This window comes from Paenibacillus sp. oral taxon 786 str. D14, from assembly GCF_000159955.1.
Taxonomy (GTDB): Bacteria; Bacillota; Bacilli; order Paenibacillales; family Paenibacillaceae; genus Fontibacillus; species Fontibacillus phoenicis.
This window is the reverse complement of the sequence record NZ_GG695971.1, coordinates 134,007-156,186: the sequence shown is the minus strand read 5'-3', so window position 1 is coordinate 156,186 and position 22,180 is coordinate 134,007. Positions and strand designations below refer to the sequence as shown.

Annotated in this window: 18 protein-coding genes and 3 pseudogenes; 4 read left to right on the top strand and 17 right to left on the bottom strand. The window is 50.1% G+C overall.

Annotated elements, in window-relative coordinates; genetic code table 11:
- Positions 1-100 precede the first annotated feature (100 nt).
- The 3 genes from POTG_RS03715 to POTG_RS03705 all read right to left on the bottom strand — a co-directional run bounded on the left by POTG_RS03715 (position 101) and on the right by POTG_RS03705 (position 2,985).
- Positions 101-991: a LysR family transcriptional regulator gene (locus POTG_RS03715; RefSeq protein ID WP_036644101.1), complete on the bottom strand. Its 891-nt coding sequence runs from the start codon at positions 989-991 to the stop codon at positions 101-103.
- Between the two features lie 49 nt (positions 992-1,040).
- A complete protein-coding gene (locus POTG_RS03710; protein ID WP_009223465.1) occupies positions 1,041-2,252 on the bottom strand; it encodes an MFS transporter in 1,212 nt (403 codons plus the stop codon).
- A gap of 73 nt (positions 2,253-2,325) precedes the next feature.
- Complete coding sequence (locus POTG_RS03705) at positions 2,326-2,985, bottom strand: type 1 glutamine amidotransferase domain-containing protein (RefSeq protein WP_009223464.1); 660 nt, start codon at positions 2,983-2,985, stop codon at positions 2,326-2,328.
- A 544-nt stretch (positions 2,986-3,529) separates the two neighbouring features.
- Between POTG_RS03705 and POTG_RS23570 the strand changes: the two are divergent.
- A pseudogene (locus POTG_RS23570) lies at positions 3,530-3,661 on the top strand (IS256 family transposase); the annotation flags it as partial.
- Positions 3,662-4,262: 601 nt separating this feature from the next.
- On the opposite strand, the gene rbsB reads toward POTG_RS23570, so the two are convergent.
- Genes rbsB through POTG_RS03675 form a run of 6 tightly spaced genes read right to left on the bottom strand, consistent with a single transcriptional unit; the run spans position 4,263 to position 10,083 of the window.
- On the bottom strand, positions 4,263-5,213 hold the full coding sequence (gene rbsB / locus POTG_RS03700; protein WP_009223461.1) for a ribose ABC transporter substrate-binding protein RbsB: 951 nt from the start codon (positions 5,211-5,213) through the stop codon (positions 4,263-4,265).
- 34 nt (positions 5,214-5,247) lie between these two features.
- The gene (locus POTG_RS03695) at positions 5,248-6,207 is read right to left on the bottom strand and encodes an ABC transporter permease (RefSeq protein ID WP_009223460.1); all 960 of its coding nucleotides are present in this window, start codon (positions 6,205-6,207) and stop codon (positions 5,248-5,250) included.
- Positions 6,197-7,705 carry a sugar ABC transporter ATP-binding protein gene (locus tag POTG_RS03690; protein ID WP_009223459.1) on the bottom strand — a complete coding sequence of 503 codons (1,509 nt, stop codon included), beginning with the start codon at positions 7,703-7,705 and terminating at the stop codon, positions 6,197-6,199. The genes POTG_RS03695 and POTG_RS03690 overlap by 11 nt, the downstream gene beginning before the upstream one ends.
- Positions 7,706-7,721: 16 nt before the next feature.
- Positions 7,722-8,117 carry a D-ribose pyranase gene (rbsD, locus tag POTG_RS03685; protein WP_009223458.1) on the bottom strand — a complete coding sequence of 132 codons (396 nt, stop codon included), beginning with the start codon at positions 8,115-8,117 and terminating at the stop codon, positions 7,722-7,724.
- Positions 8,118-8,120: 3 nt separating this feature from the next.
- Complete coding sequence (gene rbsK / locus POTG_RS03680; protein WP_009223457.1) at positions 8,121-9,059, bottom strand: ribokinase; 939 nt, start codon at positions 9,057-9,059, stop codon at positions 8,121-8,123.
- 37 nt (positions 9,060-9,096) lie between these two features.
- Positions 9,097-10,083, bottom strand: coding sequence for a LacI family DNA-binding transcriptional regulator (locus POTG_RS03675; RefSeq protein ID WP_009223456.1), 987 nt, complete (start codon positions 10,081-10,083; stop codon positions 9,097-9,099).
- A 235-nt stretch (positions 10,084-10,318) separates the two neighbouring features.
- Between POTG_RS03675 and POTG_RS03670 the strand changes: the two are divergent.
- Positions 10,319-10,513: pseudogene (locus POTG_RS03670) on the top strand (LacI family DNA-binding transcriptional regulator); the annotation flags it as partial.
- Between the two features lie 75 nt (positions 10,514-10,588).
- On the opposite strand, the gene POTG_RS03665 reads toward POTG_RS03670, so the two are convergent.
- The 5 genes from POTG_RS03665 to POTG_RS03645 form a co-directional block, all read right to left on the bottom strand.
- Positions 10,589-10,999, bottom strand: coding sequence for a hypothetical protein (locus POTG_RS03665; RefSeq protein WP_009223454.1), 411 nt, complete (start codon positions 10,997-10,999; stop codon positions 10,589-10,591).
- Between the two features lie 66 nt (positions 11,000-11,065).
- Complete coding sequence (gene hprK, locus POTG_RS03660; protein ID WP_009223453.1) at positions 11,066-11,983, bottom strand: HPr(Ser) kinase/phosphatase; 918 nt, start codon at positions 11,981-11,983, stop codon at positions 11,066-11,068.
- A gap of 20 nt (positions 11,984-12,003) precedes the next feature.
- A complete protein-coding gene (locus tag POTG_RS03655; RefSeq protein WP_009223452.1) occupies positions 12,004-12,798 on the bottom strand; it encodes an AAC(3) family N-acetyltransferase in 795 nt (264 codons plus the stop codon).
- On the bottom strand, positions 12,795-13,616 hold the full coding sequence (locus POTG_RS03650; RefSeq protein WP_036644098.1) for a sugar phosphate isomerase/epimerase family protein: 822 nt from the start codon (positions 13,614-13,616) through the stop codon (positions 12,795-12,797). Before POTG_RS03650 ends, POTG_RS03655 begins: the two co-directional genes overlap by 4 nt.
- 62 nt (positions 13,617-13,678) lie before the next feature.
- Positions 13,679-14,248 carry a TetR/AcrR family transcriptional regulator gene (locus tag POTG_RS03645; protein WP_009223450.1) on the bottom strand — a complete coding sequence of 190 codons (570 nt, stop codon included), beginning with the start codon at positions 14,246-14,248 and terminating at the stop codon, positions 13,679-13,681.
- 227 nt (positions 14,249-14,475) lie between these two features.
- Here POTG_RS03645 and POTG_RS03640 point away from each other — a divergent pair, with 227 nt between their 5' ends.
- Entirely contained in the window at positions 14,476-15,942 is a 1,467-nt protein-coding gene (locus POTG_RS03640) for an MDR family MFS transporter (protein ID WP_085982535.1), read from the top strand.
- 177 nt (positions 15,943-16,119) lie between these two features.
- On the opposite strand, the pseudogene POTG_RS03635 reads toward POTG_RS03640, so the two are convergent.
- Together POTG_RS03635 and POTG_RS03630 are read right to left on the bottom strand one after the other, a co-directional pair.
- A pseudogene (locus POTG_RS03635) lies at positions 16,120-17,591 on the bottom strand (IS1182 family transposase).
- A gap of 476 nt (positions 17,592-18,067) precedes the next feature.
- The gene (locus POTG_RS03630) at positions 18,068-18,781 is read right to left on the bottom strand and encodes a hypothetical protein (RefSeq protein WP_009223447.1); all 714 of its coding nucleotides are present in this window, start codon (positions 18,779-18,781) and stop codon (positions 18,068-18,070) included.
- Positions 18,782-19,147: 366 nt separating this feature from the next.
- On the opposite strand from POTG_RS03630, the gene POTG_RS03625 reads away from it, so the two are divergent.
- Complete coding sequence (locus POTG_RS03625) at positions 19,148-21,388, top strand: bifunctional 2',3'-cyclic-nucleotide 2'-phosphodiesterase/3'-nucleotidase (RefSeq protein ID WP_009223446.1); 2,241 nt, start codon at positions 19,148-19,150, stop codon at positions 21,386-21,388.
- An 89-nt stretch (positions 21,389-21,477) separates the two neighbouring features.
- Here POTG_RS03625 and POTG_RS03620 read toward each other — a convergent pair whose 3' ends face one another.
- Positions 21,478-21,969 carry a pyridoxamine 5'-phosphate oxidase family protein gene (locus tag POTG_RS03620; protein WP_009223445.1) on the bottom strand — a complete coding sequence of 164 codons (492 nt, stop codon included), beginning with the start codon at positions 21,967-21,969 and terminating at the stop codon, positions 21,478-21,480.
- Positions 21,970-22,180 lie beyond the last annotated feature (211 nt).

Genomic DNA, 22,180 nt, shown 5'->3' with positions numbered 1-22,180 from the left:
ATTCAATGGATATCCGCATAGCCGATCGCGCTAGTTGATTATAGTTTACCATAATTCTCTGGCTTGCCTTAGCATTTTATATTGTCGGGAAATAGTCTTTTTAAATCGTATCGATATTATTTTGTAAATTCTCCTTTAATGCATCAATAATCATTATCGTCGTGGGATAATTTCGAAATTTGATATGATAAGCCAGATATAGTTCATTAGTCACTCTAAACTCAGGATAGATTATTTTTACGGTATGATTGTGAATAGATTTTTCTAGCATATAATTTGGAAGAATACTGATTCCAGCTCCATGTTCTATCGCCGTCAATATTGAATGAAGATCCGGGAGAACATGTTTGATTTGCATTTGCGGTCTTTTCTTAAAATATTCTCTCCAAAATCTTCTGATGATCGGTAATTCACTGCCATAACTGAGCCAATCTTGTGAACACAACCAGGCTTCAAAGCGTTCCTTATCTTCATAATGATGTTCTTCAAAGTGATAAGGTGCAACCAGTACAAATTCTTCTTGAACATAATGGATATATTCAATGCCAGGGGCAGGGATTTTTTGGGACGTTATAATCATGTCAAGTTTTTCCTCGATCAGTAATTCAAGAATATAGGAGGCCACCCCAAAAGTTGCATTAACTCGAAATGGAAATTTATTTAAATTACGAGCTAAATTCTCACGGAAGTATTCGTATCCTGTACCGATTTTAACCATGGGGACGGTTAATGAGTTTTCCATTTTGAATTTTTGTGTAGTCTCCTCCAAAGCTTCAATAAGAGGAACCACTTGTGTGTAAAGCTCTTTCCCTTTTTCGGTGGGAATCATTTTTCTTGCAGTTCTCGTAAATAATTTTTCGCCAAGCTCAGCTTCCAATGCGGCTAAATGCTGGCTCAATGCAGGTTGAGTCATTAACCTTATTCTTGCCGCTTCAGAGACTGATCTATATTTATAAATACTGATAAAGCTACGGTACCATTCAAAATCCACAGCTCTTCCCCCTTTACCAAAGGATATGTGAAAAAGGGGTAAGCAAAGCTTACCCGAAAATTTGGGGCCTAATAATCCTCTTTTGTTGTTGAGCACCCCAAAGAGTAAATAAGATGCCTGCGACTGTAACGATCGAAGCGACCCATGGAACAGCTACTAGGCCTCCCCCAAATTGTAAATCAATAACCACACCTCCGATATACGCACCAAGCGCATTTCCTAGGTTAAAAGCGGCTATATTTAGCGTCGACGCTAGCGTTGGTGCTTCCTTGGCCGTATTCAGCATATGAAGTTGTAATCCTGGTACGGTTCCAAAAGCGGCTATTCCCAGTATAAAAATAGTAATCAACGCAGGTACTTTATACTGATCCGTAATTGAAAATACCGCCAAAACTATGGCCAACACAACGAGTATCCCGAGGAGTGACGGCATTAATTTGCGGTCAGCTAATTTTCCCCCAATAATATTTCCAAGCGTGATGCCGACCCCGAACAACACCAGGATATAAGAAATGAAATTTGTCGGAAACTTGGTAATATCAGTTAAAATCGGTGAAATATATGTGAACGCTGTAAAGACTCCTCCGAAACCAAACGTCGTCATTAAAAGAGCCACGTAAACTGCTGGTCGACGCAGCACACCAAGCTCCTGCTTTAGACTTGATGAAGTTGCTTCAACTTTGGGAACAAGTACAGCAATTCCTATCAAAGCGATGAGGCCTATTACAGTAATCGTCCAAAAAGTGGATCTCCATCCATAGGCTTGGCCGATAAATGTACCGATAGGGACACCCAAAATATTTGCAAGGGTTAGACCGGTAAACATGATGGCAATCGCTCCAGCCCGTTTTTCCTTAGGAACCAGCCCGGCTGCAATAATGGATCCAACACCAAAAAAGGATCCATGAGTTAACGCAGCCACGATCCGAGCTATCATTAAAACTCCATAGTTTGGTGCGAGGGCAGCCAATAAATTACCTGCTATGAATAGAATCATAAGAAACAGAAGCAACTGCTTTCGCTTCATTCGATGAGTCGCAATAGTAATGATGGGAGCTCCAAAAGCCACACCTAGTGCATAACCGGTAATCAGCAACCCTGTTAAAGGGATGGAAACCTTCAAGCTTTCCGCCACTTCAGGAAGTAAACCCATAATAATAAATTCAGTCATCCCAATCGCAAATGCCCCTATTGTTAGCGCAAGTAACGCCAATATCGGACTTTTACTTGCTGATTTATTTTCAATTTCTACTGCCTCCAAATAAATAACCCCCTTTTATTATGGCAACAAAGAATGCATGAGGCCACTATTTCAAAATAGCAGCCCCATTCCTTTATCCTAATTTTTCAATGACGGCTTTAGTTACAGCCAGAGTAGACTGAGGATTTTGACCAGTAATCAAATTTCCATCAACTTCATGATGGGATGTCCAGTTCGGTGCTGCACGAAAAATAGCTCCCAATTCACGAAGCCTGCTCTCCAGAAGAAAAGGAAGAACGTTGTCTAAGCCGGTTTGGGCCTCTTCCCCATTAGTAAAAGCATTTACCCGTTTGCCCGCCACAAGGGGCAGTCCATTCGATAGTCTGACTCCCGTAAGTCCTGCGGGGCCGTGACACACTGCAGCAACTATTTTCCCTGCTTCATAAAAGTCACGGATCAATTCGTGAAGATGTTGATTTTCCGGCAAGTCATACATCGTTCCATGACCACCCGGCAGGAAGATAGCATCAAAGTCACTAACAGTTACAGCATGGATAGGAACTGTGTTTTCAAGTTGCTTTGCAGATTCCAAAATTTCTCTTGGAGTTTCCTCATTCACGCTGTTTGGATCGACTGGACTCCGCCCTCCAAGCGGGCTTGCTACTGTAACCTGGTAGCCCTGCTGAATAAATTCTTGATAAGCTTCAGCGAATTCGGACAACCAAATTCCAGTTTTTCTTCCTTCATGGATATCTGAATGGTTAGTGACAACAATCAATATCTTTTTATTCACTTGGCTTCCTCCTTTTATAAGCGTTGACTGACTACAGGAATTATTCTACGGTTCAATAACTAATAAAACAAATTAGATTAATGCTATATATCCATAAATAAAATTATAGATAAACCGGAGTAAAGAGAATTCAAAACGAGGACGTAAAGTATCATGCGCCCAATTACAAGATAAGGGCCCGCCAATCGATAGGCAGTGGGCACGCTGTGAGCAGGATATCGGCGGATTCCCTAACTTGAAGGCATGTTTACCACAGGCACCGGTCAGGGATTTTTGTATCTGATGCAGTGGAATCGAGCCAACCCGAACCTCTCACTCCAAGGCTGCATGGTGACTCAAGCGGTAGTCGCCCTTATCTTTAACCTCGGAGCGCTTTATTTTCTTAAAAGGAGAAATGTTTATCATTGGACAAGCTAAATGTAAATATAAAAACTGACGCGGAGGACGCCGTCCATGCCATCCTATGCCAACAAACCAGCCTTAATCTCTGAAATTCAGAAAACCGCTCGATTATTTATCGATTGAGAAAGGTTGGATGGAAAGGATGAACACAGTGGCCCCAAAGTTCAGCAGAGATCAAGTAAAAGCCTTCATTAAAGACAACGATTTAAAAACAATGGCGGATGTTCAGTCTGCCCTAAAAGAATTATTTGCCGACACGCTGCAAGAAATGTTGATTTCCATATTTAATGACATTATTCAGTAGAACAAGAACCGATCAATCCGATAAGTAGAACATTCTCTTTTCAATCCAAGATTTGCTCTGCTCTTCATATTCAGGAGTATTTATCTTGTCCTGATGAGGTATTCATATTTTTTCACTAAAACGGCAACACTCAAGACTCCGAATCCAGAAGAAGCAGAAAACCGGCCCCCTCGGACCGGCTGATTCAGGCTCCATATAGCTCGTCCACCCTTACCTCACAAACCGCCCGCTGCACACAAATCGCACCGTTTCCTGACGTTGGTTCGTGTTCACAATTAGATAAGGATAGAAAAGAATGGGGGCAACCACAGTTCAAGCGTTATTCATTCACATGACCCGCATTGGGGCGCAAGCCTGTCCATTCTTTTCTTAGTTCAAAACAAACCTCGCTGATTATATTGAATTTTACAATCACGAACGTTTGCAGGGTGAACCTTCCCCCAGACGAAATGTTTTTATAATATAGCTTTTGCTAAAATCGGCAAACCGCTCCGGCTGATGGTTAAACTATTTGCGCAGCTCGGGGCTTGGGGCGATCTCTTTCACCCATTCGCCAGCGGCGGCTTCCGCGTTATTGCTTAGTCACAAGCTCCAGCTCGACCGGAATCGAGCTTTCTACCTGCTCGCCTGCGGCCACTTTCATCGCCGTTTCGATCGCCTTCTGGCCGATCAATTCCGGCTTTTGCGCTACCGTAGCCGCCATCGTGCCGCTATTCACGGCGCTTACCGCGTCGTCCGTGGCGTCGAAACCGACGACGATAATGTCTTTTTTGCCTGCGGCTTCAATCGCCTGCAGCGCCCCGAGCGCCATTTCGTCGTTGTGGGCGAATACCGCCTGAACGTCGCTGTTGCTTTGCAAAATATTTTCCATAACCGTCAGCCCTTTGGCCCGGTCAAAATCGGCCGGCTGCGAAGCGACGACTTTCACGCCGTCTTTGCCGTCCACGGCGCTGTGGAAACCTTCGCCGCGATCCCGCGCTGCCGATGTGCCGGCAATGCCTTGCAGTTCAACGATGTTCCCTTTGCCGCCGAGTTTTTCGAGAATGAACTCCCCGGCCATTTTGCCGCCCGCTACGTTGTCGGAAGCGATGTGCGATACGACGGTGCCGCCGTTTGCCGCCCGGTCTACCGTAATGACCGGAATATTGGCGTTGTTGGCCGATTCTACCGCCGTCACGACGGCGTCGCTATCGGTAGGATTAATGAGGATCACATCCACTTGTTGCTGAATCAAATCTTCGATGCCGCTGATTTGTTTCGAGGTGTCGTCTTGCGCATCGACGACGATCAGTTCCGCGCCGGCGGCCTGAGCCGCTTTCTCCGCGCCTTCCTTCAAAGTGACGAAAAACGGATTGTTTTGCGTGGAGATCGACAAACCGATTTTCACTTTGCCGCCGTTATCCCCCTTGCCGGCGGCATTCCCGGCGTTGCCTGCCGTCCCGCCTTCATTCCCTGTCGTGCACGCGGCAAGCAAGAGAAACAAAGCAAGCGTTAGCGGCCATACGATACCATACTTTTTCATTTTTCCAGGCTCCTTTTCGTTTAATTTTGCGCTTTTACGCTGTTCTTGTTTTCGAACGGTCGAGAAGCACCGCGATCAGAATGACAGCCCCTTTTACGACTTGTTGATAGAACGACGATACGTTAAGCAAGTTCAGACCGTTGTTCAGCACGCCGATAATGACGGCGCCGATCAATGTCCCGACGATCCAGCCTTTGCCGCCCGACAAGCTCGTTCCACCAAGCACGACCGCCGCGATGGCGTCCAGCTCATAAGAGACGCCTGCCGTCGGCTGCGCGGAGTTCAACCGCGAGGTGAGGATGAGGCCGCTGATCGATGCCAGCAGGCCGCTGATCGAGTAGACCAGCAATTTGACTTTGGATGTGCTAATCCCCGATAGCCATGTCGCCTCCTCATTGCTTCCGACCGCGTATACGCGCCGGCCGAAAGTGGTATGTTTCAGAATGATGTATACCACTGCAAACGCGAGAACCATCCAAATAATCGGTGTCGGTATTTGCAGAAAGTACCCTTTTCCAAGCAGAGCAAAATCTTTGTTTAAGCCGGTAATCGGCTTCCCGTCGGTGTAAACGAGCGTAAGTCCGCGGTAAATCGTCATCGTAGCCAGCGTGACGATAAACGGAGCCAGCCGTCCTTTCGCCACGATAAGCCCGTTGACCGCGCCCATAGCCGCTCCGGAGGCAATCCCGACGGCCACGGCCAGCCAGGTGTTCATTCCGCCGGCCATAAGCCCCGCCGTAAGCGCACTGGATAGAGCGAAAATGGAGCCGACCGATAGGTCGATGCCGCCGGTCAGAATAACAAAGGTCATCCCGAACGCAATCAGAGCGTTGATCGAGACCTGGCGAAGCACGTTAAGCAAGTTGTTGACCGTCAAAAAATTGTCGGCAAAAATCGACAGCGCGATCATGATGAGCGCCAGCCCGATAAGCGGCCCGATCCCTTGCAAGTTGAACCGTTTCAATGTTTGGGCGCCCGGCGTTTTAGCTAGCATATTGTTCTCCTCCCCCTGTGGCACAGATCATAATTTTTTCCTGCGTTGCCTCTTCTCTCGTAAAATGCCCCGTCAGCTTTCCTTCATGCATGACCAGAATTCTGTCGCTCATGCCCAGAATTTCCGGAAGCTCGGACGAAATCATCACAATCGCGACGCCCTCGGCCGCAAGCTTGTTCATCAGATCGTAAATTTCCTTTTTCGCGCCGATGTCTACGCCTCTTGTTGGCTCATCCAAAATGAGCACCTGCGGATTCGTCGCCAACCACTTGCCGATGACGACCTTTTGCTGATTGCCTCCGCTAAGCGAGCCGACCGCCTGCGCGCCGCTTGAGGTTTTGATGCGAAGCCGCTGAATCATCGTGTCCGCCAGTTCCCGTTCCTTGGCCTCACTGAGAAATCCGCCGTTTGAAACCGCTGTCAAATTGGTCATCGACAAGTTGTCGCGGACGCTCATTGCAAGAAGCAGCCCTTCGTCTTTCCGGTCCTCCGTCACTAGCGCCAATCCGGCCCGGATCGCATCGCTCGGCTTGCGGATTTGCACCTTCTTGCCGTTGATGGCAATCGTTCCGCCGTCGATGGGCGATACCCCGAACAACGCTTTGGCCAGTTCCGTGCGTCCCGCTCCCATCAGGCCGGCGATGCCAACAATTTCACCAGCCCGGACGGAAAAGGAGATGTCGTGCAACACACCTTTTTGCGAGAGGTTCTCCACCCTAAGCTTCTCTTCGCCAAAATCGATGTGCGCTTTAGGGAAACGGTCCTTGATTTCCCGGCCAACCATCATTTTGACGATTTGATCCATGTTCGTCTCGGCCACCTTCTCCGTTCCGACATAGCGGCCGTCCCGCATCACCGTAATCCGGTCGCAAATCTGAAAAATCTCCTCCATCCGGTGCGAGATGTAGATCATCCCAACCCCTTGCCGCTTCAAGGAAGCGATCACCTGAAACAGCCCTTCAATTTCCCGGTTCGTCAGCGCAGCCGTCGGTTCGTCCAGCACCAAAATTTCCGTATTCATCGACAGGGCCTTGGCGATTTCGACCATCTGCTGCTGGCCAACGGACAATTCTCCGACTATGGCCTCCGGAGGAATCATCAGCCCAAGCTGCGACAAATACCGGGCCGACTCCCGCTTCATTTTGCGCCAATCGATCAGCCGGGTGGGGCCAAGCGTAAATTCCCGTCCGAGAAAAATATTTTCCATCACCGTCAAATGCGGGATCAGATTCAGCTCCTGGTGAATCATCACGATGCCAAGCTCCTGCGCGGCCGACGGCGACAAAATGGACCGCTCCTTGCCCTTAACCCGCACCGTTCCGCTGTCTTTCGTATAGATGCCGTTTAATATTTTCATCAGGGTCGATTTTCCAGCGCCATTTTCCCCCATCAAGGCGTGCACTTCGCCGGCTTCAAGCGTAAATTTCACCTGCTCCAGCACTTTTACGCCGGAAAAGCTTTTGTCGATTCCTTCCATCTCCAAAAGCGGCGTATTCATCTATAGCCCCCCCATCCTAAAAAATGACTCCCGCGTGCAAAATTACGTTGGCGTACGGCGTACATTCGCCGGTACGAACGACCGCTTTGGCCTCGCGGGTCAACTGCTTGAACCGCTCGTGCGTTACGTTGCCTTCGGCCGCCCCGTCAAGCAGAAGCGCCGTCTTTTCGTACAATTCCGGGCTGGCCTCCTTCATTTCAGCGGCGACCGTGTACCGCTCCACCTGCATTTCCTCCAAAATCGTCTCCAGCGTCTCCACATATCCGGGCACCCCGCGCTTCAGCGCCAGATCGATCCGTCTTACGCCGGGAGGAATCGGCAGCCCGCAATCGGCAATGACGATGGCGTCCGTATGGCCGAGTTCGCTGATCACTCTTGACAATTCGCTGTTGATGATTCCGATTTTTTTCATCGCTCATTCTCCTGTCTTGGTTTTCAGCTTTGCGGCGAACCGCTCCGCTTCCGCTTCGGAAGGCATGCCCGCCTGAGCGCCGAATTTCGTAACGGCGAGCGCGGATACGAGCGCCGCATATTCAACCGCTTCGCGCAAGCTCCGTCCCTTAGCGAGCGATACGGCCAAACCGGCATTGTAGCAGTCACCCGCTCCCGTCGTATCCACCACCTTAACCTGATGGCCCGGGACGGTTCGCACCTCGCCGTCCTCCGTCAAATAAGCGGAACCGTCCGCTCCAAGCGTCGTAATAATGTGCTTAGCTTCCATCTCTTTCATACGCCGCATCGCCGCCACAAGCTTTGTCCCGTCCGCATCCATACCGGTGTAACGGCTTAGCTCCGTACGGTTTGGCGTAACGTAGTCGACATAGCCGAACAATTCCGGCGGCAAAGGCTGCGCGGGCGCGGGATTCAGCACGACCGTCTTGCCGAGCGACTTCGCTTTCTGCGCCGCGTAGAAGACGGTGTCCACCGGAATTTCAAGCTGCAGCAGCACGATATCCGCCCGGCGAAGCTTGTCTTCGTTCTCATCGATGTCCTCCGGGCTCACCCGGTAGTTTGCGCCAGGCACAACCACGATGCTGTTGTCTCCTTCCGCGACATAAATCGAAGCTACGCCCGTCGTGCAGCCGGGCAGGCGCTTCACGCCGCTGATGTCAACGCCATCCTGCCGCAGAGCTTCAAGCAGTTCCCGGCCAAAAGCGTCCTCGCCAACCGCGCCGATCATCGCCGTCTCCGCGCCAAGCCGCGCCGCCGCAACCGCTTGGTTCGCCCCTTTCCCCCCGGGGATGAAGCGAATCTGTTCGCCAAGCAGCGTTTCCCCAACTTGCGGATGCTGGCGCGTTTCCACCACAATATCCATATTCAAGCTGCCAATGACCGCCACTTTCGGTTTATTCATCGCACTCTATCCTTCCTGAAAATTGGGTATCTTTATCTTATTTAGGATCAAACGCCAACGTCGAGTCTCTGGCGATCAGCTTCACGTCAAGCTCGTAAAGCCGATCCTCCTCCAGCGTGCCTTCGATCTTCTTGATCAGCAGGCGCGAAATCAGCGCGCCCATTTCATAAATCGGCTGCGCGATCGTCGTCAGCTCGGGCACCGTAATTTCCGTCGTCTGGATGCCGTCGAAGCCGCACAGCGCCACCTGCTTGCCAACTTTGATGCCCATGCGGTTAAGCGCTTTCAATGCGCCGATCGCCATCAGATCGTTGCCTGCAAAAATGCCGTCGATATCAGGGTGACGCCGCATCAGCCGCTCGGTCGCGTTCATCCCGCCGCGAATCCGAAAGTCGCCTTCTTCAAGCAAGGTCGGCGTGTACCAATTAAACCGCTGCACCTCCTCTTCAAAGCCGATCAGCCGCTCCTTTCCGGTGATCAAATGCTGCGGGCCGTAGATGTGGGCGATTTTCCGGCAGCCGATCTCAAGCAGATGCCGAACCGCCATCTCCGCGCCTTCTTTGTTTTTTGATCGGACGACGCTGGAGCTTTGCTCCGACGGGCCGCGGTCCAGGCAAACGTAAGGAATGCCGAGCTTGGTCAGCATTTCCGCATCGCCGGGTCCAAACGTCTGGGAAGCGAAAATAAAGCCGTCGATATATTTCTTCTTGAGCGTTTCGATATATCGTCTTTCCTTATCCCCCTGATCGTCCGAATTGCCCAAAATCACCGTATATCCGTAAGTGGCGGCGACGTCCTCCACCGCTCGGGCCAGATCCGAGAAAAACAGGTTCGAAATATCCGGCAAAATGAGCGCAATCGTCTTCGTCTTCTTTCCGGCCAGCCCCCGCGCCACCTGATTCGGCGCATAATCGAGCTTCTCGATCGCGGCTTTGATCGACCGCTGCGTTTCCGCGTTGACATAACCGCTTTTGTTCAAATAACGCGATACGGTCGAGACGGACACGCCAGCCAATTTGGCCACATCACGAATCGTTGCGATAACAATCCCTCCCGCCGCTAAACATGGTATCGGTACCACAAAAATTTAAATAACATATTACGGAAAATTTATACATATAGAATTAAGATTTGTTATTTGAATGTGGTAACGGTACCACATTTCTTGCTGTAAATATACCATGCCGGCGAAAAAAAAGCAACCCGGCTTGTCGAATCCACAAACAGCAGGTTGTAATCTTCGTTTTTAGCGAGGTGCCATGGTTACTATTAAAGATATCGCGCGGGTCGCCGGCGTCTCGCATACCACCGTATCAAGAGCGCTGAACGGAAACCCGCTGATCAAAAAAGAGACTCGTGAGTGGATTGAAAAAATCGCCGCCGAACTAAACTATATTCCCAATTACAGCGCCAAAAGCCTGGTGATGAAAAGGTCCTATACGATCGTCCTCTTCAGAGAGACAAAATCCCCCAAAATTGTGAACCTCTGAACCCATTTCTTACTGCTTAATACTAAACCTCGCCAAACACTACCAGACCTCTCTTGCTCTAAGATCCGCACAAAACGTCAAACCCGCAATATAAAACGGATACAATCCACACGCAGCGATCATGACCAACCCCATCCCCGGAAGCGGCACCTCTTGGGGATCGGTGATCGGATAGGCGGAGGCAAACCCTTTGATGAATAGCAGGAAATAAGGAATCCACAAGATCGTTGCCAGGTATTTTCGTTTCCCCGGGCTTCGCTGGAACTTCGTCAGAACATAAGCGAGGATGGAGAACAGAACAATGAGCAGGAACACCGCCACAGGTACATAACGATCCATATGGGCGATTCCGGTAACTCTTTCAAGCCGATACACATTCATCAGAAGCTCCACTTGAACAAATAGGGAAAAAGCATACAGCACGCTAACTCCATTCACTTTCCACATCATCTTTGCGTTGAACCTCCCTCACTCACCATTGGGTTCGTTGGGATCATAGGAGCTCGCCAGCAGCCCCTACGACCCCATCTCCTCCTCGATCCGTTTCATAAACTCATCCACAGCGCTGTAGCCGAGCTGCTTCAGGTACCAGTTGTTCGCAGCGGCCTCGATCAGGCCGGCGACATCCCGGCCGGGTTGGAGCTGGATTTCGATGTGCGGGATTTGGACCCCTAAGTATTCCGTACACTGCGGCACCGTCTCCAGTTCGTTGTTGAGGGCATGTTCCTGCCACGGCACCAGCTCGATATCCAAGACAATCCGTGTCTCATCCTGAAAAGCCCGACGTCCATACTGCCGTACCACGTTGATCAGCCCGATGCTGCGTAGAGCCAGGAATTCGCGGGTCGTTTCGTTATGGGTTCCGAGCAGCGTGGTTGGGCTTAATTTTTTTAACACGACAATATCGTCTGCGACCAAACGGTGCCCTCTGCGAATCAGGGTATGCGCTGTTTCGCTCTTGCCGATGCCAGACTTGCCGCGTAGCAGGATGCCGATCCCCGAGACGTTCACGCACACCCCATGGATCGAGATCTCCGGAGCCAGCGCCTTAACCAAATAACTGTCCAGCTTGGCGATAAACTCCGTCGCTGTCTCTTCCGTACGCAGCAACGGAATGCCTTCCTCCTCGCAGTACAGCTCTAAATATGGAATCTCCTGCTGCCCGGACGTCACGATAAAGCACGGAGGGTGATATTTCACGATGTTCCCGATCCGCAGCTTGCGTTCCTCCACGCTTAACGTCAAGAGGTAGTTGATCTCCTTACGGCCCAACACCTGCACCCGATTCATTGGAAAAAAATCGAAATATCCCACGAACTCCAGCCCCGGCCGATGCGTCCGAGGTCGCGTGATCTCACGATCCATCCGTTCCTCCCCGGCAAGCACTTCCAACTTAAACGTATCCACCAACTTCTGTACGGTGATCGTCTTCATCTGATTCTCCTCCTTCCGGTTCATTCTGATCGGCTCCCCATCCAGCGTCCCGGATCTTTAAGCGGTTCGTTATCGGAGAACAAATCCGGCTCCTCCTTCAACATTTCCGTAATCACTTCCGCCACGCCGGCCGCATCGCAGACCCGTACCACGGCATCTCCCAATTTCCCCTTGCGCAAGGCACCTCGATGCTCAAGCACTTCTTCCACCTTCCAAAAATGCTCCGACCAAGGCAACCCGCAATGTCTGCGGGAAGGGACCGGAATTTCTGCACCGTCCGGCGTGATTGTGTACAACATTTCGTGATCGTCCGTGAGTCTTCCCGGGATATCCACCCACTCCTCGACCCCATGGATGAAGGTATTCCGTCTCAAATCGACCCCAACGAGCAGAATTGTCGCTTTGCGGTCGAGCAGCTTCCCCCACGAGGATCCTCGGGCACAAGGCGTATCAAACAGATGATCCTCCGCCGTAAACGCCTTAGCGTCCCATCCTAACGCGGCGACCGAATGGGTGGGATGCCACGACCGGATGACGCCGGGTCTCTTGCGGAACAGCTCCGGCAGAATGCCAACGCACACCGGCGAATGCTCCACCTCAAATCGGGGGCGATCCTTATTGATATATGACCAAGTATGCGTGGGGAACACCAGCAGCCCCTGCGACATATACTCTGAAAACGCATCCAAAACTGTATCTGCGCCGCCCTCTACCTCACCTAGGCTTTTCATGGAGGAATGGACTAGCACGGTTCCTGCACTGTCCAACCCTAGGGCCTCCAGTTGGCGGATTAAACTCTCTTTCGTATGCCTCATCCTTGGCCTCTCCCCTCTCGTACAAACCTTGCTGCTTCAGCACACTGCTCCTCCGTCACCGCCTCCAGTGTCACGAAGCTAAGGGGCTTATGCTGCTCCAGCAGCCTCCAAAACAGCGGGTAGTTCAGCTCCCCTAATCCTGCGGCGGTTTCTATCAATTCGCCGTTTGCGCCGCGTCGCAGATCCTTGGCATGGGCGCTGACGATGCACGAGCCCAGCAGATCGAAGGCCGTCTGGATCACTTCGTCCTGGCGGTCGAAGTTAGCGGCATTCATCAAATTGCATGGGTCGAGAACGACGCCCACACAGGAGGAGGGGAAGCGTTCCAGCGTTTGCGCCATCGTCTCTGGCGAGTCGATCAAGTGCCCTTGGGCCGCTTCAAGGCCGATGGTGACGCCCCAGCGTTCGGCTTCATCGACCAGCTCCTCCAATGCGCGGTTGAGGCGCACCCAATACTCCGGCAATCGTTCCGGGTCCGCCGGCTTGCCAACCTCCGTCGCCACGATCGGCGCACCAAAATGCCGCGCATGGCGCAGATGCTCCTTGAACCGGTCCACATTGTGCCGGTAGCTCTCCTCATCCAAGTCGATCAGGCTGGCATAACAGCCCAGCACGGCGATCCGCACACGGTGGTCCGCAAACGCGCCGCCGATCTCAGAAGCCAAGCCCGGGCTTAATTTGCCCAGCGAGCAATCCACGTCCGAAATGGCTTTGGACAACGCCAACTGCACATAAGGAAATTCATAGGCGGCCACCTTCTCCGCCAGCTCCCGAAAAGGCTGCTTCCCCAACAAATGCGCCAAAATCCCTGCCGACACTTGCCTCTCCTCCTTTTTCTCATATCCCATAGGTAAACGATAGAGCACGCTCAACATGACCCTCAAGCCTTCGATGGACTGCTTCTTCGATACAATTGATTGATTTGGTTCGCTAGATAGCTCGGACTATAAGGGGTACCTTCCTCAATCCACCAGGTGACGATCCCCAGCGTCGATGCGGCAATGACCTCTATCGGAACTTGCTTGGAGGGATCTGCCGGCTTCCTGCGCTCCCGCCGCGTCGAAACGATGTTCATCATGATCTCGAACAGTTGATGGCGGAACTCTTTATTTTCGAGCAGCACTTGGAATAACGCCGCGTTCTCGTAAATCTCCTCCAGGAAGGAAACGAGCGGATTGTTGTCCTTCGTCGGGCCGCTCTCGGTGAGCGGGTGAATTCTCCGGGCCAACTCGTCTAACACTTCCTTCGTCAGCTGCTCCAGCAAATCCTCCACATCGCGATAATGCAAGTAAAACGTAGCGCGGTTTAACCCCGCCCGATCGGCCAAGCCTTGCACGGTGACTTTGCGCAGATCGGTGTTCTCTTGCAGCAATGCGATCAACGCCTCCCGGAACATTCGCTTGGTCCGAATGACGCGGGGGTCTACCTTGCGCTCCTTATTGCTCGACATTTCGTTTCTCCTTTGACGATCATCTGCAAATTATTCAACACAGACCCGGTCAACTGTTGATTAGTCTACACTTCGGCGGAATGTGTAAATGGTCTTTTGAATCGTTGCGTGGTAGTATTTTTTATCGACAGAATATCAATTACTTGACTACCCGTCAATGAATTCCCCTTTGTGAAAGGAGCAACACCGTGAACACCGCAACACCAAATGTGAATAAAAAAATCCTGATGCCCGTCCTGCTCTTGGGCTCGTTCTTATCGATCTTGAACCAAACGATCCTGAATGTCGCCTTGCCCGACTTAATGAAGGAATTCGCCATTTCGGCCACGACCGTGCAATGGCTGATTACCGGCTTCATGCTGGTGAACGGGATCCTCGTGCCGATTACAGCTTTTCTGATGCAACGATTCACGACCAGGCAGTTGTTCATTAGCTCCATGCTCTTGCTGCTCGCCGGAACGTTCATTAGCGCCGTCGCTCCCAGCTTTCCGTTTCTATTAACGGGGCGGTTGATTCAAGCCGCAGGGGCGGGCATTATCATGCCGCTGTTGATGATGGTCGTGATGGTGATCTTCCCGAAGGAAGGGCGCGGCGCAGCGATGGGACTCATCGGTCTCGCGATGATCTTTGCCCCGGCGATTGGCCCGACCTTGGCTGGCTTAGTGATTGAACATTTTTCCTGGCGGTGGATTTTTATCGGAATGCTGCCGCTGGTTGCGATCGTTATTCCGTTAGCGTTGAAATATATGGTGAATGTGTCGGAGACCTCGAAACCTAAGCTGGACCTTGTCAGCATTGTCTACTCGACGCTGGGGTTCGGCGGTCTTCTCTTTGGCTTCAGCAATGCAGGGAATAAAGGCTGGGGAAGTGCTGAAGTGCTGGTGTGCCTGATTGTCGGCGGTATTTTCCTGTTGATGTTCTGCTGGCGTCAGCTTACTTCATCTGTACCCCTGATGGATTTGCGAGTCTTTACGGAAAAGATGTTCTCCGTCACCACAATCATCAGCATTATGATTATGATGGTCATGTATGCGGATATGATCCTGTTGCCGATTTACTTGCAGACCAGTCGGAGCTTCTCGGTGCTGGACACCGGCTTGCTGCTGCTGCCAGGGGCTTTAATTAATGCGTTATTGTCGCCGGTTTCCGGACGTTTGCTGGATAAATTCGGGGTCAAGCCGATTGCGATTATCGGGCTGTTGTTTACGATTCCGGCGATTTGGGGCGTTACGCATTTAACGGAAACCACGTCGTATACGTACCTGGTATTCCGTACGATTGTACTGCGCATCGGCTTGAGCTTCTTAACGATGCCGCTGAATACCGCGGGACTCAACGCTCTGCCGAAGCAGTTAAATGCCCACGGTTCGGCCGTAACGAATACGGTCCGTCAGGTCGCCGGTGCGATCGGAACAGCCTTGGTGGTCACCATTTATACCACGCGAACCAAAAGTCATGCCGCCGAGCTGATGCATTCCGGTCAAACCTTGTCTAAGGCACAGCTGAAAGAGATGTCGACCATTCTAGGAACCAACGACGCTTATCTTTGCATGGGAATCCTGAGCATCGTGATCCTGGCGGTGACGATCTTCATGCCAAATCGCCGAGGCGAAGCAAAGGCGAGAAGAACCAGAGGAATGACAGAAAACGTACAACCGTCCGTGAAAGAATCTGAAGGGCAACATTTGGGATAAAGTCAGAGAGGACCTCCTGACGTAAGACTGATTATAAGCTACAATGTGCAGTTAGCTTGTAAATGAGAAAAAGAAGCCCCCCTAAATGAGAGCACTGCAAAACCCACGTTTTTTGTTGTGCAGATCTTCAATGAGTCGACCACATCGTTTGAAGTTAAAAAATGCAGCGCATATCCGTTAGGATACGGGCTGCATTTGACTTATGAGCTTCGTCATTCGTTTGGCATTCACCACAAAGGCTGTTAGTATCGCCTGTATTCGCATGCGAACAAGACCGTGGTATCGGGCCCGGTCCATTCCGTGAAATCTTTTCATTTCCGCGTTCTTATGTTCAATGATGGAGCGACGTCTGATCCGAGCCTTGAAAACATCACTCGATTCGAACGTCATTTGTTCTTGGTAATGGTCAGCGACAAGGCGAATGGAGTACGTCTTCGACTTGCTTCCCGGTTTGTAACAGCCCTCCCGTAGCGGACATTTCTTGCACTTCTCCACGTCGAAGTAAAACACTAATGAACGACTTTCCCCGCTTTGCTTGCTTCCTTGAATCGCTTTCCGAATACTGGGCTCGCTGCCGGACATATGACGAAATTCGCATCTTTGTTGTAGGTGAATCCTTCTTGTTTCAATCCGCCGTTATGCACGACGGGATTCAACGGAACGACCGGTTGAATGTGGTCGTCTTTCATAAGTGCCAAGTTATCCTTGCCGGAATAGGCGGTGTCGGCAATGATCTCCGTGACTTCAAGGCCTGCTTCCTTGGATTTTTCAAGCAGCGTTTTCAGTTGCTTTCCGTCATCGGCCGTACCACTTGTGACTTCAACGGCAGTAATGATTTCTTCTTCCGTCATGGCAATATGTTCTTTATAACCAAAGAATGATTTCGTGCTCGATTTCCAGCCAAACCGCGCATCGGGATCAATCGCGGATAGCACGCCTTTTAAGGCGAGAAACCGCTCATCCTCAACGATTTGGTTCGCAATTTTGATTTTCTCGCTCAAGGCTCCCTCATGGTCGGGAAGAAGGGTTTCAACGGTTTCGCCGAGCTGGGCCAAGTAATGGAGCATGGCTTTTTCGGCTTCAGCCCGGTCTTCGGGAAGAGGTGGTTGTTTGGGCAGCCTTTTCTCCAGCTTTGGGTGCTTCTTCACGACCGCCCGATACAGCCGCTTGGCGGCGTTCTGTAGAACTTGAAGTGGCTTTTCTTTCGCTGCGTCTGCGAGGGTATGTGTTGAATCCATGAGCAATGTCTTGGATTTAATAAGCCCTTTGTCAATGCATTGACGAACAACGGCTTTAAGTACTTCGTCGACATGGGCTGCACCTAAACGGTGATTTCGGAAACGAGACAACTGAGAGGAGTCCGGCAGGTCATCCTCCGGATTTAGGCCGACAAACCACTTGTAAGCCAGATTGACCTGCGTTTCTTGAATCACTTTTTCGTCGGAGAGATTGTACATGATCTGAAGAAACAATAACTCCGGTTCGTTTGCCGGTCTGCCGTAGTATTCGCAATAGGAATCCCGCACCAGTTCATGAATGAAGGAAAAGTCGACAGCGGCATGGATCTTTCGAAGCGGATGATTCTCCGGAATGAATCGATATAGCTCCGCATGAAACGAAGCTGAAAGTTGTTTACCGTCACGGAGCACAAGAAAACCCCTTTCTTACCAATTTACCGATATTATAACATATTAACGCGGTGAATTGATGAAGACATGGGCAAAAAGAAAGAAAAACTGCCGCAAACCGCGACAGTTCTCCTTTTTACAGATATTAGGTTGCCTTTTGCAGTACTCTCTAAATGAGGGGGGGAATAAAGTTTCCGTGAAAAATGATATATCATGGTATCTCCGTTCTAAAAGGTTATGACCGTTATGACCCACCACTTATAAATTGAATTACACCAATTAAAAATAGTAATAACCAAATAGAGATGATAATAGTTATTACCTTTTTTATTAACTTCCACTTCTTGTCATGAGAATCCATTCGCTTCTCTAAATCATTTAAACGTTGTTCAACGTCTTTATGTTCATTATTAGCATTCATATATAGATTCCTTTCGTTGTATAATATCAAGCTACCACCTTCAGACAAGGTGGTAGCTTGTGATGAAATGAAATTCTTAGAAAGTCATATAATATGCTTCTGCTTTTGTAATAACATCACCAACACCTTCCCAAATTATTGAGAGGGTTCTATCTCCTCTAATCCAGGCCCATCCTGAAAGTCCGCCAGAGTTGATACCATAAGTTGTTCTAGCGTCGCTGTGTTCCCAGGAATTCCCTGGATGGAATCCACGTAATACACTATCGGTATCAGTCACTTTTACTATTTTATAATCACCAGACTTGTCATGTCTTTCAAATTGTACAATACCTACAATCCAGGAAAGGTTTGTTCCCCCCCCACCTAATCCGTCTCCCCAAATTGTTTGTTCGGAATAATCGGTGTATGTAGCGGTTGGAGAAACGGAATTAAGAATATTCAAATTATTATACATTTTTTCCAAATCAGCGTAATACTGTAGTAATGCTGCATATTCATCAAAACTATTAACAATAATCGCTCCATTTTCAAACTTCATATCGCTAAGTTTTTTCGATGTTACTCTCTTAAATCCTGTAGCCTCTAGTACTGCTTCCTTTGAGTGAAATTTCCCCTTTACTGATTCAAAGTATTTTGAAGGTACAATATCACGAACAGAAACTGTCTGTAAGCTTGCATTGTTACTTACATCACTCTTTTTAGAAAATTGATCATCGCTAGCATTTGCAGCTCCTAAAGATGTAAACAATAGCACGATAGATAATAAAAATACCGCTCCTTTTTTGAACATATTTCTCATTACCTCCCATTTTTGTTAATAATGACTTCTCCTAAATATTACCATTAAACTCATTATCACGTCAACCACAATTGTGTTATTTACATATATTCTATATACAAGCTAACTTTTACTAAAATTAACTCTTTAATTGCTTGCTCGACAAAAGAAAGGATTGAGAGTGAATCATAGCGATCTGTAGAAATTGATGAGTTGGTTGGTGAATTATTACGTTTCTGTTCCTCCATTACAATCTATTAACCTCATGCATGAAATAAAAAGCTCCAAATGACATACTCTTCCAAATCATATAAAATAAAGTACAATATTATTGCATCACATGTTAGGCAATACTCAAAAATTTAAGGAGGAGTGAACTTGATCAAATCCCGCAGTCCTAAATTTATCCTTGCATCCTTGCTTGCGGCCAGCCTGGCAGCCCTGCCATTCACGGCGTCTGCAGCAGACACGAGCAGTGCAGCAACCGTAGAACTCCGCATTATGGAGACGACCGACCTCCATGTGAACATCGTGAACTACGACTATTTTGCGGATAAGCCTACCGATGAGTACGGCTTGGCCAAGACCGCCACGCTGATCAAGCAAGCGCGTGCGGAAGCGAAGAACAGCTTGCTGATCGACAACGGTGACCTGATTCAAGGGAATCCGCTGGGCGACTATGTCGCGACGGTAGACAAGCTGCAAGAGGGCGAGACCCATCCGGTTTACAAAGCGATGAATTTGCTTGGTTATGATGTCGGCAACTTCGGCAACCACGAGTTCAACTACGGTCTGGATTTCCTGAAGACGGCGGTAGTAGGCTCGGATTTTCCTTACGTCAACGCCAACATTTACTTGGATGATCAAGATCAAGACCCTTCGAACGACAAAAACGCCTTCACTCCATACATCATCCTCGACAAAGAGGTGACCGACAACACCGGAGCGAAGCACACGCTGAAGGTTGGCGTGATCGGCTTCGTGCCTCCGCAAATTCTGTCTTGGGACAAGGCGAATCTTGAAGGGAAAGTTATCACGAAGGATATCGTAGAAACTGCAAAGAAATTCGTTCCTGAGATGAAAAAAGCAGGCGCAGACCTCATCATCGCGGTACCGCACTCCGGCTTCGAGGACATTCCGCAAACCCCGCTGATGGAGAACTCCGTCCTCTACCTGAGCAAGGTGGAAGGCATCGACGCGATCCTGTTCGGTCACGCGCATAAGGTGTTCCCGGACGCTTCCTTCGAAGGCAAAACCGGCGTCGACCTGGCCAAAGGGACGATCAACGGTGTTCCTGCCGTAGAACCGGGATATTGGGGCAACAACTTGGGGATCATCGACCTGACGCTGGAGAAATCCGGTGATACTTGGACGGTGAAGAATTCCAAAGTCGCTGTGAAGCCGATTTACGATACGGAGAATAAGAAGCCGCTGGTAGATGCCGACCCAACGATCTGGGACGCGGTTAAAGAGGACCACGAGGCTACCCTGGAATACATCCGCGGCCCGGTGGGCAAGACAACGGCTCCAATTAACAGCTGGTTCGCCCTGATTCAGGACGATCCTTCCATCCAAATCGTGACCAACGCGCAAAAATGGTACGTCGAGAAGCATCTGCAAGGCACGGAATACGAAGGATTGCCCGTACTGTCGGCAGGCGCTCCATTTAAAGCCGGCGGACGTCAAGGCGCGAACTACTATACGGATATTCCTGCCGGGGATATCGCGATTAAGAACGTAGCCGACCTGTACCTGTACTCCAACACAGTAAACGCTGTGCTGGTAACCGGCGCCGAGATTAAGGAATGGCTCGAATGGTCCGCCGGACAGTTCAACCAAATCGATCCGAACAAAACGGAAGAGCAAGAATTGGTGAACTACGATTTCCCTACGTACAACTTTGACGTGATCGACGGGGTAACGTATCAAATCGATGTAACGCAACCGGCGAAATACGATGCAAAGGGCACCCTGGTTAATGAGAAAGCCAGCCGGATCGTGAACCTGTCCTATAACGGCAAGCCAATCGATCCAGAGCAAAAATTCGTTGTTGCCAGCAACAACTATCGCGCGTCGTCCAGCAAGTTTGCGAACCCGGACGGCAAGCGCATCATCCTGGCTTCGCCGGATGAGAACCGCCAAGTCATCATCGACTACATCCGTGAAAACGGCACGATCAACCCAACGGCAGACGGCAACTGGTCGCTTGCTCCGTTCGGTAACGCCAACGTGACGTTCGAAACTTCGCCAGCCGCTAAGGAAGCCGCTGCGAAGGCCGGCAACCTGGAGTATGTAACTAATACGGAAGACGGCTATGCCAAGTTCAAGCTGAGCTCGGCCGCGGAGTCGGTGAACCCGGCTCCGGAACCAACGCCAACGCCGGAACCAACACCAGAACCGGCTCCTGCACCAGAACCGGCTCCTAAGCCGAAGCCTGAGCCTGCCCCTGTGCCTTCAGCAGAGAAGGACATCGTCCACATCGTGAAGAAGGGCGACACGTTGTACCACATTGCCCTGGAGCATGGCACGACATGGCAAGCTCTGGCCAAGTACAACAAACTGAAGAACCCGCACTTGATCCGGATCGGACAGAAGATTTTGATTCCGGTGAAGAAATAAGATCAACGGGATAAACCCAAATGCCAAAGCCGCCTCCTGCAGGTCGTTGTCGACCCGCCGCGAGGCGGCTTTTATTGATCGGTTCACACCTACAATTTCACCGTCTTGTTCAGCTCCGCTTCGGTTTCTTTTCCCGTAAGCTGGGAGAACATGCGCTTGATCACTTTGACAAGATTGCCGGTCTCCCAATATTCCGCCGCTTCAGCCTTCACTTTGATCAGGACCAGGTTCGGATCATCGCTGGTCGTATGCAGGAACTTGGCATACGCAGCGTTCCAAAACTGCTTAATCTTCTCCCGGTCATTGACCACCTCCGCCGTCCCGCGTACCGACACGTAGGAGTCCCCAACGTAGGACACGTTCACGTGAGGGTGATCCTTCAACTGGCTGTATTTATCCGTCTCCTCTTTGGTGAGGAACCACAGATCCCCGTCAAATTCGACTTCCTGGGTTTTCATCGGACGCGCCACCAGCCCTTCCTTCGTCACCGTGGTCAGCATCGCGATGTCGATGCCCTTGATCAATTTCCGCACCGTCTCCACCGCTTCTTGGTGCGCCGTCTGGTTATTTGTCACTGTCATGTCTGTTCACTCCGTTTAGGTTATTTTTTCTTACCTGTTGTTAGATTGAACAGAACTTCTAAAAATAACCGCTAATCACGCTCCCGAGCTAACGGACCTCATTGGCGCTATTTATCCATTTCCCGAGAATTTCCCGTTGTAACGGACTCCAAGTACCTTATTGGGCTCTTTTTCTCATCATTCGAGTTCATCTTTGGCTAATAACGCCCCG

What these genes read in the sequence shown, in the direction of transcription:
- rbsB (WP_009223461.1), bottom strand. Translation starts at nt 5,213, where the DNA reads ATGAAAAAGTATGGTATCGTATGGCCGCTAACGCTTGCTTTGTTTCTC.
- POTG_RS03695 (WP_009223460.1), bottom strand. Translation starts at nt 6,207, where the DNA reads ATGCTAGCTAAAACGCCGGGCGCCCAAACATTGAAACGGTTCAACTTG.
- POTG_RS03690 (WP_009223459.1), bottom strand. Translation starts at nt 7,705, where the DNA reads ATGAATACGCCGCTTTTGGAGATGGAAGGAATCGACAAAAGCTTTTCC.
- rbsD (WP_009223458.1), bottom strand. Translation starts at nt 8,117, where the DNA reads ATGAAAAAAATCGGAATCATCAACAGCGAATTGTCAAGAGTGATCAGC.
- rbsK (WP_009223457.1), bottom strand. Translation starts at nt 9,059, where the DNA reads ATGAATAAACCGAAAGTGGCGGTCATTGGCAGCTTGAATATGGATATT.
- POTG_RS03665 (WP_009223454.1), bottom strand. Translation starts at nt 10,999, where the DNA reads ATGATGTGGAAAGTGAATGGAGTTAGCGTGCTGTATGCTTTTTCCCTA.
- hprK (WP_009223453.1), bottom strand. Translation starts at nt 11,983, where the DNA reads ATGAAGACGATCACCGTACAGAAGTTGGTGGATACGTTTAAGTTGGAA.
- POTG_RS03655 (WP_009223452.1), bottom strand. Translation starts at nt 12,798, where the DNA reads ATGAGGCATACGAAAGAGAGTTTAATCCGCCAACTGGAGGCCCTAGGG.
- POTG_RS03645 (WP_009223450.1), bottom strand. Translation starts at nt 14,248, where the DNA reads ATGTCGAGCAATAAGGAGCGCAAGGTAGACCCCCGCGTCATTCGGACC.
- POTG_RS03640 (WP_085982535.1), top strand. Translation starts at nt 14,476, where the DNA reads ATGCCCGTCCTGCTCTTGGGCTCGTTCTTATCGATCTTGAACCAAACG.
- POTG_RS03630 (WP_009223447.1), bottom strand. Translation starts at nt 18,781, where the DNA reads ATGTTCAAAAAAGGAGCGGTATTTTTATTATCTATCGTGCTATTGTTT.
- POTG_RS03620 (WP_009223445.1), bottom strand. Translation starts at nt 21,969, where the DNA reads ATGACAGTGACAAATAACCAGACGGCGCACCAAGAAGCGGTGGAGACG.